Source organism: Marinospirillum alkaliphilum DSM 21637 (genome assembly GCF_900119735.1).
In the GTDB taxonomy this organism is placed as follows: domain Bacteria; phylum Pseudomonadota; class Gammaproteobacteria; order Pseudomonadales; family Halomonadaceae; genus Marinospirillum; species Marinospirillum alkaliphilum.
Genome location: NZ_FPJW01000008.1, coordinates 1 through 17149, shown reverse-complemented (window position 1 = coordinate 17149; position 17149 = coordinate 1). Strand labels below are relative to the sequence as shown.

18 protein-coding genes are annotated in these 17149 nt (G+C 56.8%); 9 read left to right on the top strand and 9 right to left on the bottom strand.

Annotation, left to right across the window (positions count from 1 at the left end):
- Positions 1-65: 65 nt before the first annotated feature.
- From maiA to BT114_RS10900, 3 genes are read right to left on the bottom strand one after another with little or no spacing between them, the layout of a single operon-like run.
- A complete protein-coding gene (gene maiA / locus BT114_RS10910) occupies positions 66-728 on the bottom strand; it encodes a maleylacetoacetate isomerase (protein WP_072326504.1) in 663 nt (220 codons plus the stop codon).
- Between the two features lie 13 nt (positions 729-741).
- Positions 742-1731 carry a fumarylacetoacetate hydrolase family protein gene (locus BT114_RS10905; RefSeq protein WP_072326503.1) on the bottom strand — a complete coding sequence of 330 codons (990 nt, stop codon included), beginning with the start codon at positions 1729-1731 and terminating at the stop codon, positions 742-744.
- Positions 1728-2270, bottom strand: coding sequence for a VOC family protein (locus BT114_RS10900; protein WP_072326502.1), 543 nt, complete (start codon positions 2268-2270; stop codon positions 1728-1730). Before BT114_RS10900 ends, BT114_RS10905 begins: the two co-directional genes overlap by 4 nt.
- Positions 2271-2390: 120 nt before the next feature.
- Between BT114_RS10900 and BT114_RS10895 the strand changes: the two genes are divergently transcribed.
- From BT114_RS10895 to BT114_RS10855, 9 genes are read left to right on the top strand one after another with little or no spacing between them, the layout of a single operon-like run.
- Positions 2391-2948 carry a Na+/H+ antiporter subunit E gene (locus BT114_RS10895; RefSeq protein WP_218163503.1) on the top strand — a complete coding sequence of 186 codons (558 nt, stop codon included), beginning with the start codon at positions 2391-2393 and terminating at the stop codon, positions 2946-2948.
- Positions 2945-3232, top strand: coding sequence for an MrpF/PhaF family protein (locus BT114_RS10890; protein WP_072326501.1), 288 nt, complete (start codon positions 2945-2947; stop codon positions 3230-3232). The genes BT114_RS10895 and BT114_RS10890 overlap by 4 nt, the downstream gene beginning before the upstream one ends.
- Complete coding sequence (locus tag BT114_RS10885) at positions 3219-3530, top strand: monovalent cation/H(+) antiporter subunit G (protein ID WP_072326500.1); 312 nt, start codon at positions 3219-3221, stop codon at positions 3528-3530. The genes BT114_RS10890 and BT114_RS10885 overlap by 14 nt, the downstream gene beginning before the upstream one ends.
- Positions 3523-4476, top strand: a complete 954-nt coding sequence (locus BT114_RS10880; protein WP_084662162.1) for a DUF4040 domain-containing protein — start codon at positions 3523-3525, stop codon at positions 4474-4476. Before BT114_RS10885 ends, BT114_RS10880 begins: the two co-directional genes overlap by 8 nt.
- The gene (locus BT114_RS10875; protein WP_072326498.1) at positions 4473-4829 is read left to right on the top strand and encodes an NADH-quinone oxidoreductase subunit K; all 357 of its coding nucleotides are present in this window, start codon (positions 4473-4475) and stop codon (positions 4827-4829) included. The genes BT114_RS10880 and BT114_RS10875 overlap by 4 nt, the downstream gene beginning before the upstream one ends.
- Complete coding sequence (locus BT114_RS10870) at positions 4829-6304, top strand: complex I subunit 5 family protein (RefSeq protein WP_072326497.1); 1476 nt, start codon at positions 4829-4831, stop codon at positions 6302-6304. The genes BT114_RS10875 and BT114_RS10870 overlap by 1 nt, the downstream gene beginning before the upstream one ends.
- Entirely contained in the window at positions 6301-7800 is a 1500-nt protein-coding gene (locus BT114_RS10865) for a complex I subunit 5 family protein (protein ID WP_245770434.1), read from the top strand. The genes BT114_RS10870 and BT114_RS10865 overlap by 4 nt, the downstream gene beginning before the upstream one ends.
- Positions 7797-9578, top strand: a complete 1782-nt coding sequence (locus tag BT114_RS10860) for a complex I subunit 5 family protein (protein WP_072326495.1) — start codon at positions 7797-7799, stop codon at positions 9576-9578. The genes BT114_RS10865 and BT114_RS10860 overlap by 4 nt, the downstream gene beginning before the upstream one ends.
- Before the next feature lie 16 nt (positions 9579-9594).
- A complete protein-coding gene (locus tag BT114_RS10855; protein WP_072326494.1) occupies positions 9595-10791 on the top strand; it encodes a BaiN/RdsA family NAD(P)/FAD-dependent oxidoreductase in 1197 nt (398 codons plus the stop codon).
- Between the two features lie 30 nt (positions 10792-10821).
- On the opposite strand, the gene BT114_RS10850 is transcribed toward BT114_RS10855, so the two are convergent.
- From BT114_RS10850 to BT114_RS10825, 6 genes are all read right to left on the bottom strand, one after another.
- Entirely contained in the window at positions 10822-11496 is a 675-nt protein-coding gene (locus tag BT114_RS10850; protein WP_072326493.1) for a nitroreductase, read from the bottom strand.
- A 93-nt stretch (positions 11497-11589) separates the two neighbouring features.
- Positions 11590-12771 carry an acyl-CoA dehydrogenase gene (locus tag BT114_RS10845; protein WP_072326492.1) on the bottom strand — a complete coding sequence of 394 codons (1182 nt, stop codon included), beginning with the start codon at positions 12769-12771 and terminating at the stop codon, positions 11590-11592.
- 17 nt (positions 12772-12788) lie between these two features.
- Complete coding sequence (locus BT114_RS10840; protein ID WP_072326491.1) at positions 12789-14003, bottom strand: 3-oxoadipyl-CoA thiolase; 1215 nt, start codon at positions 14001-14003, stop codon at positions 12789-12791.
- The gene (locus tag BT114_RS10835) at positions 14000-15517 is read right to left on the bottom strand and encodes a 3-hydroxyacyl-CoA dehydrogenase (RefSeq protein ID WP_072326490.1); all 1518 of its coding nucleotides are present in this window, start codon (positions 15515-15517) and stop codon (positions 14000-14002) included. The genes BT114_RS10840 and BT114_RS10835 overlap by 4 nt, the downstream gene beginning before the upstream one ends.
- 13 nt (positions 15518-15530) lie before the next feature.
- Entirely contained in the window at positions 15531-16457 is a 927-nt protein-coding gene (locus BT114_RS10830) for an electron transfer flavoprotein subunit alpha/FixB family protein (protein WP_072324829.1), read from the bottom strand.
- A partial coding sequence (locus tag BT114_RS10825) for an electron transfer flavoprotein subunit beta/FixA family protein (protein ID WP_072326489.1) occupies positions 16457-17149 on the bottom strand: 693 nt, incomplete at its 5' end. The genes BT114_RS10825 and BT114_RS10830, both read right to left, overlap by 1 nt.

Below are 17149 nucleotides of genomic sequence, written 5' to 3'. Positions count from 1 at the left end.
CGTATCAGACAGAAAAACCCGCCTCTGATGGCGGGTTTTTTTATGCCTCACTTCGCAGCCTTTCTTCAAGTATCCAACACAGCATCCGGCTGCATCTCTGGCACCGCTTTACTGAAAGCTGCCAGTGACTGACAGCGCTTATCCAGTGCAACCAGCGTGGGATAACTTTCCAGCGGGCAATTAAAACGCCTTGCATTGTAGAGCTGTGGCACCAGGCAGGCTTCAAAATAACCCGGCCGATTCCCTAGCGAAAAACCACCCTGACGGATCGGTAGATGCTGCTGCACCTGTTTTTCCAGAGCGGCCAGTCCTTCTTTTATCCAGTGGTGATACCAGCTGTTTCTGCTGTTTTCATCCAGACCCAGCTCACCTTCCAGGTATTGTAATACCCGCAGATTATTCAACGGGTGGATCTCACTGACAATAAACTGGGACCAACTGCGGATTCTGGCTCTGGCCCCCGCATCACGCGGCAACAGGGCTGGTTCAGGGTGAGTTTCTTCCAGGTATTCAATAATCGCCAGGGATTGAGCAATGCGCTGCTCACCATCCACCAATAGTGGCACCAGCCCCTGCGGGTTCAACGCCCGATACGCGGCATGGCGCTGCTCACCACCATCCTGCAACAGGTGCACCGCCTCCTGTTGATACGCCAACTGCTTCAGGTTTAATACCAGACGCACCCGCCAGGCTGCGGTGGAGCGCCAGTAACTGTATAAAGTCAGCATCTTGCACCTCCTGCTATCCGTCAGGCTGCCAGGCTTCGACCAACTGATCCAGTGCACCAAAAATACTGCGGCCCTCAGTATCCAGCATTTCAATACGCACCCTGTCTCCAAACCTCAGAAATGCGGTACTGGCCTGCCCGGTTGTCAGTATTTCCAGCATGCGTTTCTCTGCCAGACAAGCAGAACCCACCGATGAATCACGATTGGACACCGTGCCAGAACCGATGATGGTGCCACTGCCCAGCGGTCGCGTTTTAGCTGCATGTGCCACCAGCTGAAAAAAATTGAAGGTCATGTCCACTCCGGCATCAGGACACCCGAGAAGTTCATCATTCACCTGGCAAAGCAGCGGCAAATGAACACGTCCATCACGCCAGTGGCGACCTAATTCATCAGGTGTCACTGCCACCGGTGAAAAACTGGATGAAGGCTTGGACTGGTAAAAACCGAATCCCTTGGCCAGCTCAGCAGGAATCAGGTTGCGCAGTGAAACATCATTCACCAGCATCACCAGCAGGATGTGATGACTGGCCTGGGCGGCACTGATGCCCATGGGCACATCATCAGTGACCACCGCCACTTCACCTTCCAGATCAATTCCCCAGGCCTCATCAGCCAGCCTGATTGGATCATGTGGAGGAATGAAGGTATCCGAACCACCTTGATACATCAGCGGTTCTTCCCAGAAGCTGGCTGGCATCTCCGCACCACGCGCCTTGCGCACCAGCTCCACATGATTGACATAAGCACTGGCATCCGCCCAGTGGAAAGCTCTGGGTAGCGGGCAGTGGCAGGTCGAGGGGTCAAAAGCAAAGCTCTGCTGCAGCTGACCCTGATTCAAGGCCTGATAACGCGCTTCCAGCAAGGGTTGCAACCGGTGCCACTGATCCAGTGCAGCTTGCAGGGTAGGCGCGATATCGGCGGCTGAAACCGCCCGTTGTAAATCGCGTGAGACCAGTAACAGCTGACCATCACGCCCCTGCTTCAAGGAGGCCAGTTTCATGTTTGATCCTCCTGTTGCTGATGCAACCAGGCCGCATGACGCGGTGCCTTTCGGGTCAGGGACCATTCTTCCAGCATCAGCGGTGCAACTGCTTCCAGCAGCTGCAACTGCTCGGAGGTGCCGGTGCGACAGGTCAGCTCCAGACGGTGACCATTGGGATCAAAAAAATAGATGGATCGAATGATGCCGTGATCAGTGGGCCCCAGCACTTCAACACCCTTGCTGCGCAGTTCATCCATGGCATCCAGCAAGGCCTGCTCGTCAGCGAGTTCAAAGGCAATGTGCTGCACCCATTCCGGAGTGTTGGTATCACGGCCCATGGGAGGCGACTGGGGCAACTCAAAAAATGCCAGGATGTTGCCGCCACCGGCATCAAGAAAGATATGCATGTAAGGATCTTCAGCACCGGTGGAAGGCACCCGGTCCTCAGAAATGGCCAGCAGGAACTTCATGTTCAACATGCGGCGATACCACTCCATGGTTTCCTTGGCATCCTTGCAGCGATAAGCCACATGGTGAATCTGTTGCAACTGAATCATGGCAGCGCCCCTTGTTATTCTTATTGGTGCTCCAATCAGCATAGTCCGGGGATAAAAGGAGCACAAATACAGTCTATACCTGGGGTTCACGCCTTATTTTGCAAAGGAGCGGATGTTAGAATGCTGCCCAAACCCTTGATGGATGTACGCATGAATGTTTCTGGAATCATCAGCCTGTTGCTGCGCCTGGTACTGGCTGCTACAGTCTGGTGGCTGATCAGCGAAGGACGCAATGACAGCTGGGTACTGGGTGCCCCGGCAGTACTGCTGGCTGTCTGGCTCAGTCATCATCTGCATCCTCAGCCTGGGCGACGGCTTTCACTAGTTGGCTTGCTGGCTTTCTGGTGGTTTTTCACCCGCCAGTCATTGCTGGCCGGATTGGACGTAGCCCGCCGCACCCTGTCTCCGGAACTCCCCATTCAGCCAGGCGCAATCAGTGTTCCCCTCTACCTGCCTTCCGGTGCGCCTCGCTGGTTACTGGCAATGACCCTGTCACTGTTACCCGGCACCCTGAGTGTGCGCTTTGAAAAAGACCGCCTGTTATTGCACTGCCTGGATATGACCCAGCCAGTGGAACATGATGTTTTTGTTGCTCAACGCCAGATAGCGGCTGTTTTTGGTTTACCCGTTGCTGACTTGCTGGAACAGGAACAACGTCACCGGAGGCAGGAAACATGACACAGGTACTCTGGATCAGCACCCTGTTGTTGTTGCTGGCATTATTACTCGGTTTATGGCGTATCTGGGCCGGCCCCGGCAGGGCTGATCGCATGCTGGCAGCCCAGCTGTTCGGCACCACCGGGGTGGGCCTGTTGTTATTGCTGGCAGAATTGATGCAGCAACCGGCACTGCGTGATGTTGCACTGGTGCTGGCGCTGCTGGCCATCATGGCCACCGTTGCCTTTGTGGCTCGCACCCAACCGGCCGACCACCACAGTGAGCAAGACCATGATGCTGATTGATCTGCTGCGCGCCTTGTTACTCTTGTCCGGTGCTCTGTTTTTTCTGGTCGGCACGCTGGGCATCCTGCGCTTCCCTGACACCCCTTCTCGCATCCATGCCCTGACCAAGGTCGACAATCTCGGACTTGGCCTGATCGTGCTGGGTTTACTGCCCGGAGTGGAACACTGGCCAGTGGCCATCAAGATGATCCTGATCTGGCTGCTGGCCATTGCTGCCAGCGCCTTGGCCGGGCATCTGGTGGTACGTGTCTGCCGCGAGTTTCGCCCTTCCAATGCAGGAGAACAGCAAGATGATTGATCTGCTGCTGGCTCTGACCCTGCCGCTGGTGGCCCTCGGGGTACTACTGGCTCGTGAGCTGTTCCGCGCCGTGGTGATGTTTATTGCCTTTGGTCTGTTGATGGCACTGGTGTGGGTGCGCCTGCAGGCACCCGATCTGGCACTGGCTGAAGCAGCCATTGGCGCCGGACTGACCGGTGTGCTGCTGCTGGATGCGCTGGGGCATTTGCGTCAGCCGCATCCGCCGGGACAACCCTTGCGCAGCTTGTTACCACTACTCACCATACTGGCATTGGTGCTGGCTGGAGCCCTGGGACTGGTACTGCTGGGTGCTTTGCTGGAGCCCCTGCAACCCTCCGTGAATCTTCCCGCAGAAGTTGCCTTGCACATCGAGGCCAGCGGTGTGGCTCATCCGGTGACGGCTGTACTGCTGGCCTTCCGGGCCTGGGATACACTGCTGGAAGTGGCTGTCATTCTGGTTGCAGTGGTGGTGGGGCTGGCCCTGCGCTTCAGCCATGATGATGCCGCCGCAGAAAGTCGCGTCAGTTCACCCCTGCTGCAAGGCATGCTGAGCTGGCTGTTGCCACTGATGTTGCTGGTTGCACTTTACCTTTTGTGGATTGGCAGTTATCGCAGTGGCGGTGCCTTTCAGGCGGCAGCAGTGATGGCCGCCATGCTGGTACTGCTGCGCCTGTCCGGACAACAATTACCTGGGCAGAACCACCCATTATTGCTGCGTGCCGGACTGGTGGGTGGCCTGGGTACTTTCCTGTTACTGGGATCAGTGCAACTGCTGCAGGGTGGTGCGTTTCTGGCCTGGCCGGAACAGCTGGCCGGGGCATTCATCCTGCTGGTGGAAACAGCCCTGACCTTCTCGCTGGCACTGTTACTTTATGCACTTTTTGAGGCCAGTCCGGCTCCTGCCCGAAAAGGACACCCACCACGGACCGGAGATCAACCATCATGAACACCTTTTTACCCTATACCCTGGCAGGGGGCGCACTGGTGATTCTGGGGCTGACCGGTTTCATCCTGCACCGCCACCTGATTCGTCGACTGCTGGCATTCAACCTGACCGGCAGCGGCTGTTTTCTGGTGATGACCGGGCTGGCACAACAAGGTCAGGGTGTGGATGCAGTTCCCCAGGCACTGGTACTGACCGGTATTGTAGTGGCTGTATCAGCCACCGCGCTGGCACTGGTATTGATCCGGCGCTGGTATCACCTGACCGGCTTGACCGGCCTGCCGGAAGATATTGAACCTGAACTGCAACAAGGTGATAACCCTGCTGAAGGCAAGACTCAAGGAGCGCCCCACTGATGTTGTCATGGCTGACCGAAGGCCCTTCATTACTGCCCTGGCTGGTGATCCTGCCACTTCTCTGGTCCATCCTGTCACTCACTGCCGGGCAGCGACTGCAACCGCTGATTGCAACCACAGCCGTTGGACTTATTTTATTGGCGACACTGCTGGTGCTACTGCAATGGCTGCAGCGCGGTGATCATTTCTACAGTCTGGGCGACTGGGCCGTTCCTCTGGGTATTCGCCTGCGGCTTGATGGCCTTGCGCTGCTGCTGCTTTTACTGACCAGTGGCATTACCAGTGTCTGCACCCTGCATGCCGGACGCTATTTGCAGGAGTACCCACGCGCCAAAACCTACTTCTGGCCACTGCTGGCTTTCTGCTGGGCCGCCATGAATGTGATCTGGCTCTCCGCCGATCTGTTTAACCTCTATGTCGGTCTGGAATTACTGGGATTCAGTGCCGTGGGTCTGGTCGCCCTGACCGGTGAGAAAAAAGCCCTGGCGGCATCCTTGCGTTATCTTTATGCCGCCCTGCTGGGTTCACTGGCCTGGTTGCTGGGGGTGGCGCTGATTTATGGCCACCAGGGTCAGCTGGATATTTCCTCCCTGGCCCTGACTTTCACGGACAGCATCAGTGGTCAGGCGGCACTGGCTCTGATGACCCTGGGCCTGTTGCTGAAAATGGCCGCTTTCCCGTTGCACAGCTGGTTGCCTCCTGCCCACGCCAGTGCCTTGCCACCGGTCAGTGCACTGCTGTCAGGCCTGGTGGCCAAGGCTGCCTTTTATATTCTGGTGCGTCTGTGGCTGGAGATGGCCCCGGACAACCTGACCTTTTCTGCTGCCCAGTTGCTGGGAGCGCTGGGGGCTGCTGCAGTGTTCTGGGGTGGCTGGATGGCCTGCCGTCAGCAGCAGTTGAAAATGCTGGTGGCCTATTCCACGGTGGCCCAACTGGGTTACCTGCTGCTGCTGTTTCCTCTCACCACCGGTACCGGCGAAGAAGCGACTCGTCTGGCCTGGGAAGGTGGCTGGCTGCAACTGACTTCCCATGCACTGGCCAAGGCAGCAATGTTCCTGGCGGCCGGCAATCTGGTGCTGGCCATGGGCCGCCCGGATCTGCCGGGGCTGCACGGTGCCGGTCGTTACCTGCCTTTCTCCCTGCTGGGTTTTGGTCTGGCGGGTGTCAGTCTGATGGGCCTGCCGCCCAGTGGCGGGTTCATGGCCAAATGGCTGCTGCTGCAAAGCGCCTTGCTCAGCGGTCAGTGGTGGTGGATTCTGGTGCTGTTATCCGGCAGCGCCTTGAGTGCGGTTTATATCTTCAAGGTTTACCAGCAGTGTTATGTAGAGTCTGACAATCCAGACCGCTTCCGCCAACCGGCACTGGTACTGGATCTGTCAGCACTGGCGCTGGCGCTGCTGGCACTGGCACTTGGCATTCTGTCAGCCTGGCCACAATGGCTGATCTCCACTGCTTTACCGGGAGGTGCAGCATGATGGATCTGCACTTCTGGCTACCGGTACTGGTGCTGTTCACTTCGCTGGGTGCCGCTGCCATCATCTTCTGGCTGGATGAAAACAACAGTCGCATGCGCAGCAGCATCAACCTGGCTGCAGCCGGTATAAAAATCCTGCTGGTGATCTGGATACTGGTGGGTGTCTCCCAGGGTGAGGTTTATGAAACCCGCTTCACCCTGCTGACCGGCATCGACTTTGTGCTGCGTGCGGATGCACTGGGGGTGATGTTTGCCGGTCTGTCATCCCTGCTGTGGTTGTTCACCACCCTCTATGCCATCGGTTATCTGGAAGGCACACCGAACCGCCGCCGTTTTTTCGGCTTTTTCAGCCTCTGCGTGGCTTCAACCTTGGGCATTGCTTTTGCCGGTAACCTGTTCACCTTTCTGATCTTTTATGAATTGCTGACCCTGTCGACCTACCCGCTGGTGGTGCACAAGGGCACCGACAAGGCACTGCGGGCCGGACGCCTCTATCTGATCTACACCCTCGGTGGTGGTGTGGTGTTGCTGGCGGGGGTGTTGTGGATGCACAGCCTTGCCGGTGACCTGAGTTTTGCTGCCACCGGTCAACTCGATGCACTGCTACCGGAACAGGCCAGCACCTTGAAATGGATTTTCCTGTTATTGATCGGTGGTCTGGCGGTAAAGGCAGCCATGGTGCCACTGCATGGCTGGCTACCGGAGGCCATGGTGGCCCCGGCTCCGGTCAGTGCCCTGCTGCACGCCGTTGCCGTGGTCAAAGCCGGTGCCTTTGGTATTGTGCGGGTGGTTTATGATGTTTATGGCATCACCCTGAGTTATCAACTGGGCCTGTTATTACCGCTGGGCATTGCTGCCGCCATCACCATCCTTTACGGCTCCCTGCGAGCACTGGCACAACAGGACATCAAGCGTCGGCTGGCCTTTTCCACCGTCAGCCAGGTGTCCTACATTGCCCTGGGCATCAGCCTGTTCGGACCGGCAGGAACCATTGGCGGACTGGTGCACCTGCTGCACCAGGGCCTGATGAAGGTCACGCTGTTTTTCTGTGCCGGTAACTATGCCGAAACCCTGGGCATTCACAAGATTCAGCAACTCAACGGCGCTGGTCGCCGCATGCCCGGCACCAGCCTGGCCTTCACCATCGGTGCACTGGGCATGATCGGCCTGCCACCCATTGCCGGCTTCATCAGCAAATGGTATCTGGCAACCGGTGCGCTGCATGCGGACATGGACTGGGTACTGCTGGTGCTGATTCTCAGCAGCCTGATGAATGCCGGTTATTTCCTGCCACTACTGTACCGCATCTGGTTCTGCCCGCAACAGGGTGAGTGGCCTCAGGAACGTGTGCTGGGGCGTTGGGATACCAGTCTGTGGTTGCTGATTCCACCACTGGTCACCGCCAGCCTCAGTCTGCTGGCCGGACTGCTGGCAGCCTCAGACTTCAGCCCGCTGGCCTGGGTGCAACTGGTGACTACAAGGGAGTATCTGCCATGACCAGCCTGTTGTTGCTTTTAACCCCCCTGTGGCCCCTGTTGCTGGCACTGCCTTTGGTACTGCGGCTGTTACAGAGTGAACCGGCGGCCAGTCAACAGGCTTTTAATGCCCTGTGGCTGAGCGCTCCCTTACCTGCCCTGCTGCTGGCCCTGTATCTGGGTAGCGGCCTGTTTGAAACGGCTGCCAACTCCAGCCAGCAACTGCTGTTGCCCGGCCTGCTGCTGGGCGGTCACTGGCTGGTGGATGAAGTGCGACTGGTATTTCTGTTGATGACCAGTCTGCTGTGGTTACTGGCTGGCATTTATGCGCGGGGTTACATGCAGGGCAAACCTGCTGCGCTGAATGCCTTTGCACTGCTGTGGTTGCTGACACAAAGTGGCAACCTGCTGCTGATTCTTGCCGAGGATGTGGCCAGCTTTTATCTGGGCTTTGCCCTGATGACCTTTGCCGGTTATGGACTGGTGATTCACCAGCGCACCAGTGAAGCACTGCAGGCCGGACGCATTTATCTGGTGCTGGCGGTGCTGGGTGAAGCCCTGATGCTGGCCGGTTTACTGGGCACCACCGCCCGCTCGGCCACTCCCACCATGTCACAACTGGCCATTACCCTGGCCGAACCGGATGCCCCATTATGGCTGCTGACCTGCCTGCTGCTGGGGTTTGGTGTCAAAGCCGGTTTGCCCTTCCTGCATGTCTGGTTGCCACTGGCGCATCCGGTCGCACCAACCCCAGCCAGTGCAGTGTTGTCCGGCGCGATGATCAAGGCCGGTTTGCTGGGCTGGTGGCTGGTGCTACCGCTGGGTCTGACCAGCCTGCCACAGACTGGACATCTGCTCACGACGGCCGGTTTGCTGGCAGCACTGGCAGCGGCCCTGATTGGCATCATGCAAAGCCGTGCCAAAAGTGTGCTGGCTTATTCCAGCATCAGCCAGATGGGCATGATCACTGCCCTGCTGGGGGCCGGGTTGGCCGATCAACACCTGTGGCCACTGTTAGTGCCGGCACTGCTGTTATTTGTCGCCCATCATGGCCTGAATAAAGGCAGCCTGTTCCTGGCAGTGGGCATCAGTCAACATCCGGGTCGCCTGCCATTGCCGCTTTTAGTCTTGTTGCTGCTGTTACCGGCGCTGGCCCTGACCGGTTTGCTGGGCAGCGGCCTGATGACCAAATGGGAAGCCAAGTCAGGACTGTATCAACTGGAGTACACCGGGTTGATCAACTGGCTGACACTGGCTGCCGCAGGCACCACCTTGTTGATGGCTCGTTACCTGTGGCTGTTGTGGCAGGAATACAAGACCGCTTCCCAGCCAGACCAGCACCAGAGCAACCCCTGGATGCTGACTGGCTGGCTGATACTGCTGCCACTGGGACTGCTGGTGCCCTGGTGGTTGCCACTGCCGGATCAGGCACAACTCCTGTGGCCTGACCCTCAGAACTTCCTGCAACTGGCCCTGCCAGTCATGCTTGGCAGCCTGCTGGCACTGGCAGGTGGCTGGTTGATCGGTCGTTTCAGCAAGGACTGGCAAAGCCGTGCCATTCCCGGTGGGGATCTGGTATGGATTTACCTGAGCCTGCAGCAGCCGCTGCAACACCTTGGCCAGAAGCTGTTGAGCGCTTTGCAGCAAGCACAACAGCAGGTGTTGCAACTGGCACACAGCCTGTCACTGATCTGGCCACTGCTGCTGCGGTTGACGGATCGTGAAAGCCTGTTGCGGCGTGAAGCAGCACTGACTTTCGCCCTCCTGCTGGTGGTACTGGCTGGTTTGTTATTACTGTGATGATCGGAAAAGTTGCATGACCCTGACTGCTGATGTTGTTGTACTGGGAGCCGGTGCCGCCGGGCTGATGTGTGCCGCTACTGCCGGATATCAGGGTCAGCGGGTGTTGCTGCTGGATCACACTGACAAGCCCGGCAAGAAAATACTGATGTCCGGTGGTGGGCGTTGCAACTTCACCAACCTCAACACCACCCCGGCCAATTACCTTTCGGCCAATCCACACTTCTGCATTTCCGCGCTGAAACGCTACACCCCGCAACACTTTGTGGAACTGGTGGAGCGTCATGGTGTGGATTATGTCGAAAAGGCACCGGGCCAACTGTTCTGCAGCAACTCCAGCAAAGACATCCTGCAGGTGTTGCTGACCGAAGCCGAATGGGCCGGAATCGACCTGCGCATGAAAACTGCCATTCAGCAGGTGACAACCACTGCAGATGGCGTATGCCTGCACACCAGTCTGGGCAAGGTTGAAGCCGGTGCGCTGGTCATTGCCACCGGTGGTCTTTCCATCCCGACCATGGGGGCCACAGGTTTTGGTTATGACCTGGCGCGTCAATTTGGACTGGACGTGCTGCCCACCCGCGCCGGGCTGGTGCCCTTCACCCTGCACCCGGAATTAAAAAACTCACTGGCGCCCCTGTCCGGCTTAAGCACTGAAGTTGCAGTGAGCTGTCGCGGTAAAACCTTTCGTGAACCCCTGCTGATCACCCATCGCGGCCTGTCCGGCCCGGCCATGCTGCAGATTTCCAGCTACTGGCAACCCGGTGACAACCTGCTGATCAACTGGTTACCCACACTGGATGTGGTAAACCAGCTGAAAACCCTGCGCCAGCAACAACCTCGCAGCACCCTGGCGGGCTGGTTACAGGAACACCTGCCCAAACGCCTGGCCAGCACCCTGCTGACCTTGCTGCAAGAACAAGGAACAAGCCTGCCGGAACGCCTGGCCGACCTGTCCAATCAACAGATCGAAAACCTGGCAGAACAGCTGCACCAGTGGCCGATCAAACCAGCAGGCACTGAAGGTTACCGCACCGCCGAAGTCACCCTTGGCGGTGTGGATACCCGCAACATCTCATCACAGAACTTCGCAGTACAGGGGCTGGAACAGATCCGCTTTATCGGGGAGGTGCTGGATGTCACCGGGCAACTGGGCGGCTTCAACTTTCAATGGGCCTGGGCTTCAGGTTTTGCCTGTGGGCAGGGGCTTTGAGTGATTTTTCAACAAGCCCATCCAGCATGGTTATTCAAACCCATAAAAACCAGCAAATCCTGGCACTTCCTCTCGGGGGGTGATTAATTTGTTTTCCGGGGCATCCAGATCTTCAAAGCCCAGGGAGATAGCACACACCAGCAGGTGTTCATCAGCTAATGGAATATGGTGGCGGACAATGCGGTGAAAGGGTGCAAAAGCAGCCTGGGCGCAGGTGTGCAAATCATGCGCTCGGGCAACCAGCAAAAGGTTTTGAATGAACATGCCCAGGTCCACATAGCTACCCAAACTCAGGCGTCGATCCAGGCTGATAAACAGTGCCACCGGGGCATCAAAAAACTCAAAGTTTCGCAGTGTTTGCTGTTCTCTTGCCTCACGGTCCGCGCGGGCAATTCCTAGCTGTTCAAACAGCTCAAAACCAACAGCTCGGCGACGTGCCTGATAGGGTTCAAACCACTCTTCCGGGTAATAGTCATATTCTGCCTGGTGCTGGTCCGACTCAGTCTTGATGGCGTCCAGAATGTCCTTACTGATGGCCTGTTTCACCTGGCCAGTAACCACGTGCACGATCCAGGGTTGAATGTTGTTGCCACTCGGTGCTCTGGCTGCCAGCTCGAGCATGGCTTCAATCACATCTCGAGGAACCTTTTTTGGCAAAAAACGACGAACGGATTTGCGTGAACGTATGGCTTCTTCAAGGTGCATCAGTCATCTCCGGCATAGAGGTTCTGCAACCCGCCTGCAGCCGAGTGAGTGGTGTTGGCAGGCGAGTCACAGATAAAAGTTTCATTGTTCAAATCAGAAAAACGCCTGCAATCCTGTTTGAGCCCGACCGAGGATCAGTGCATGAACATCGTGAGTGCCTTCGTAGGTGTTGACCACTTCCAAATTCACCAGATGGCGGATCACACCAAACTCATCACTGATGCCATTGCCACCGAGCATGTCACGCGCTACACGGGCAATATCCAACGCCTTGCCACAAGAGTTGCGCTTCATGATTGAAGTGATTTCCACTGCTGCAGTGCCTTCATCTTTCATGCGCCCCAATCGTAGGCAACCTTGCAGTGCCAGAGTGATTTCAGTCTGCATATCAGCCAGCTTTTTCTGGATCAACTGGTTGGCTGCTAGAGGGCGACCAAACTGCTTACGATCCAGTACATACTGGCGGGCAGTGTGCCAGCAATCCTCGGCTGCACCCAATGCACCCCAGGCAATGCCGTAACGCGCCGAGTTAAGGCAGGTGAACGGACCGCGCAAGCCACGCACTTCAGGGAAAGCGTTTTCCTCCGGAACAAACACGTTATCCATCACAATTTCACCGGTAATGGAAGCTCGCAGGCCAACCTTGCCATGGATGGCTGGTGCACTGAGTCCCTTCCAGCCTTTTTCCAGCACAAAACCACGGATCTGCGCTTCATCATCTTTCGCCCAGACAACAAACACATCCGCTATCGGGCTATTCGTAATCCACATCTTGCTGCCGGTCAGGCTGTAGCCTCCCTCCACTTTGCGAGCACGTGTTGCCATGGAGCCAGGGTCAGAACCATGATCGGGTTCAGTCAGGCCAAAACAGCCGATGTATTCACCGCTGGCCAGTTTCGGAAGGTACTTCTGGCGGGTGGCTTCATTACCAAACTCATAAATCGGCACCATGACCAGAGAAGACTGGACACTCAGCATGGAACGATAACCTGAATCCACTCGCTCCACTTCGCGGGCAATCAGGCCATAACAAACATAGTTCATGCCACTGCCGCCATAGGCTTCCGGAATGGTAGCTCCCAACAAACCGGTTTCTCCCATTTCCCGGAAAATGGCAGGATCTGTTTGTTCATCACGAAATGCCTGTAACACACGAGGCTTGAGTCGGTCTGCAGCAAAGTCAGCAGCCGTTTTTGCCACCATACGTTCTTCATTCGTTAGCTGCTGGTCCAGTAACAAGGGATCTTGCCAGTGAAAAGAGGGTTGATTCGCCATGGGTGTTCTCCAGTTCTTCAGTTTTTGTTGTGTGATTCACACCGCTCCAAAACGCAGGCAATGCCCTGTCCCAGACCAATGCAAAGGCTGACAAGGGCAAAACGCCCGCCTGTTTGCTCAAGAAAATGTAAAGCCGTGGCCACCAACCTGGCTCCACTGGCTCCCAATGGGTGACCCAGAGCAATGGCTCCCCCCTTGGGATTGAGTCTTGGATCATCATCTGCCAGCCCCAGGCTGCGTGTGCAACCCAGCACCTGGGCTGCAAAGGCCTCGTTGATTTCGATGACATCCATGTCGGACAGCTTCAATCCGGCACGCAGTAAAGCCTTTTTGATGGCATTAACAGGGCCAAGCCCCATGAACCGAGGTTCCACCCCAGCGACTGCACCGGCCAACAGACGGGCACGTGGGCGCAAGTCATACCGCTGACCCACCGATGAATTGCCCATGATCACAGCCGCAGCACCATCATTGATGCCGGAAGCATTGCCTGGGGTTACAACCCCACCTTCATAAAGCGGCATTAACCTTGACAGCGATTCCAGCGTGGTGTCAGGGCGGGGATGTTCATCCTGCTCGATCAGAACAGGCGGCTTTTTTTTATGCTGTATCTGAACCGCTAACACCTCTGACTCAAAGTGACCAGCGGCCAATGCCTGGCTGTAATGGATCTGGCTGCGCAGTGCAAAAGCATCACAGTCATCACGACTGATACCCAGTTGCCGTGCTACATTGTCAGCGGTTTCTGGCATGGTATCGCTGCCAAACTGATTCTCGATCAATGGATTGGGGAAGCGTGCACCAATACTGGAGTCAAACACCTCAAACTTTCGACTGAACGCTGCATCCGCTTTACCCACCACAAAAGGAGCACGTGACATGGACTCCACGCCACCGGCCAGGAACAAGTCGCCTTCCTCACAGCGGATTGCCCGTGCGGCATCAAGAATGGCAGCCAGACCCGAACCACATAGCCGATTGACAGTAAGGCCGCCGACCTGCACTGGCAGTCCTGCCAACAAGGCGGCATGGCGTGCAACATTGCGGGCATCCTCACCAGCCTGGCTGGCACAACCTGCCACCACATCCTCATAGTCAATCAGATCAAAAGGATTGCGCTTGATCAGCTGCGCTATCAAGCCACCCAGCAGGTCATCAGGGCGAACACCAGCCAATACACCGGCATGGCGACCAAAGGGGGTTCGACCCGCATCGTAGATATACACACTCATGCGGCCTGCTCCTGTTTCAGCGCAATTCCCAGTAGAGCCCGTCGCTTCAACCAGGGGCTGCAACGATAACGAGGCTCTTGATAAAAACTGTAGAGGCCATCAAGAATCTGCTTCACACGCTCAGCACCCAACCGATTGCCCCATTCAATCGGGCCATGGGGGTAACCCAGCCCCAGCTTGACTGCCTGATCCAGGGTGTCTGGATCAGTCACACCCCGTTGAATCAACTCACTGCCCAGATTGATGATGCAGGCCACCACACGCTGCAATACAAAACCAGCCGAAGGCTGGATAACCTCCACGGGCACACCGTCAGCAGACAGGGCCGTTACGGCCTGACTTGTGAGCGCATGGGGCAGCGCGGGGTGTGTCATCAACACCCTGCGCCGATCAAACCCGGCAAGGGTTTCAAGACCGATGGTGCGCCTGGATGGCAAGCCAAGACGAATGATCGTTTCTGACAGGTCTTCTCCCAGTGGGGTCACCAGGCAAATGGCTTGCGGACTGGGAACAAGGGTTGCTTCCAGCACGGCACCAGCTGCTGATAACACCTTGGCAACCTTGGTGCGTAGCGCCTGATCCTGATGATCCAGCCAGAAAGTGTGGGTCACAGGTGTGGCTTCCAAAGGTGGCTCTTCTGGCAATTGCAACCGTCCTTGCAGATAAGTGTAAAAACCCTGTCCAGTCTTGCGTCCCAGCATCCCTGCAGCAACACGCGAAGCCAGCAGGGGTGAGGGACTGTAACGTGGGTCGTGGAAATACTGCTCATACACTGAGCAGCTGACGGCATGAACCACATCCAGACCGATCAGATCCATCAACTCAAAGGGCCCCATCCGGAACCCCAGACCATCCCTGAGAATGCGGTCAATCTGCGCTGGCGTGGCAACACCTTCCGCGGCCAGTCTCAGTGCCTCCGGTACATAAGCCCGACCGGCATGATTGATGATGAATCCAGGACTGTCATCGGTTACAGCAGCCAGATAACCCGCAGCGCTCACAATCTTTTCCAATCGCTCCATCACCGCAGGATGGGTATGAGCACCACGCACCAGCTCGATCACTTTCATCCGCGTCACAGGATTAAAAAAGTGCATCCCCAAAAACCGCTCAGGGTGTTTGAAATCCCTTGCCAGGCGGTTGATCGACAGTGAAGACGTGTTGCTGGCAATGATGGTTTGCGGGCTGACCAGGCTTTCCAGTGCCGCAAATAAAGGCAACTTGGCATCCAGCTGTTCAACGATCGCCTCCACCAGCAGATCACAGGCAGCCATGTCATGAAAGTCCGGGGATGGCTGAATACGCAGCAGTAAAGCTGCACGCTGAGCAGCCGTCAGTTGCCCCTTATCCACCCTTTGCTGGATTTCATCCGCAAGGGTTTTCATGGCAAGATCCAGTGCCTGCGGATCATGATCATGCAGCAGTACTGGACAGCCCTGTTCGGCGAAAAAGAGGGCGATCCCACGCCCCATCACACCACTGCCGATGACTGCAACACAGGAAAATGCTTTCATTGCTGCCTCCGATTCAGAGCTGTTGTTCCAGCGCCGGTACGGCTTCGAACAGGTCTGCCACCAGGCCGTAGTCTGCCACCTGGAAGATCGGGGCTTCTTCGTCCTTGTTGATGGCCACGATGACCTTGGAGTCTTTCATACCGGCCAGATGCTGGATGGCACCGGAAATACCGGCAGCAATGTACAGCTCCGGTGCAACGATTTTGCCGGTCTGACCGACCTGAAGATCGTTGGGGACATAACCGGCATCCACCGCAGCACGGGAAGCGCCCACAGCACCACCCAGCTTGTCAGCCAGCTTGTAGATGATGTCGAACTTCTCGGCACTGCCCACACCACGACCACCAGCAACCACCACCTTGGCGGCAGTCAGTTCCGGACGGTCAGAAGCAGCCAGCTCTTCACCGACAAAGCTGGACAGGCCAGCATCCTTGGCTTCAGCAACAGCTTCAACGGCAGCAGAGCCAGTGGCAGCCACGGCATCAAAGGCTGTACCGCGTACGGTGATCACCTTGATGGCATCACTGCTTTGCACGGTGGCAATCGCGCTACCGGCATAGATGGGACGCTTGAAGGTGTCAGCGCTTTCGACAGCGATGATTTCAGAAATCTGCTCAACATCCAGCAGTGCAGCAACGCGTGGGGCAATGTTTTTGCCGTTGGCCGTGGCACCGGTCAGGATGTGGCTGTAACCCTTGCCCAGCTCAGCAACCAGTGCAGCCACGTTTTCAGCCAGCTGATGGCCGTAAGCAGCGTTATCAGCCAGCAGTACCTTGCTCACACCTTCCAGCTTGGCCGCAGCATCAGCAGCAGCCTGAGCACCCGCACCGGCAACCAGCACATGAATGTCACCACCGATGGCTTTGGCCGCAGCCACCACGTTGGCAGTCACCGGGGTCAGATCAGTATTATGATGATCAGCAATAACCAGAATGCTCATTAGACCACCTTCGCTTCGTTTTTCAGTTTGTTGACCAGTTCTTCCACGCTACCCACTTTGATGCCCGCAGCACGTTCTGCCGGTGGCTCAACCTTCAGGGTTTTGACTTTGGAAGCCGTGTCCACGCCATAGTCAGCCGGGGTTTTGGTATCCAGCGGCTTTTTCTTGGCTTTCATGATGTCCGGCAGCTTGGCATAACGCGGCTCGTTCAGACGCAGGTCAGCGCTGATCACGGCGGGCAGTTTCAGCTCAACGGTTTGCAGACCCCCATCAATTTCACGCTTCACGGTGGCCTTGTCGCCTGCAACAGTCAGCTCGGAGGCAAAGGTGCCCTGGGCATAACCGGTCAGCGCAGCCAGCATCTGGGTGGTCTGGTTGTTATCGGTATCAATGGACTGTTTGCCCATCATCAGGATCTGCGGTTGCTCTTCTGCAGCGACCTTGGCGAGGATTTTGGCAACCGCCAGTGAGCCCAGCTGTTCGTCGGTTTCGACCAGAATACCGCGGTCGGCACCCAGCGCCATGGCGGTACGCAGTTGTTCCTGAGCGGTTTTAGGACCGATGGAAACAGCAACGATTTCAGTGGCAATGCCTTTTTCCTTCAGGCGTACCGCTTCTTCAACGGCGATTTCGCAGAAGGGGTTCATGGACATTTTGACATTGGTCAGGTCAACGCCTGACTGATCCGCTTT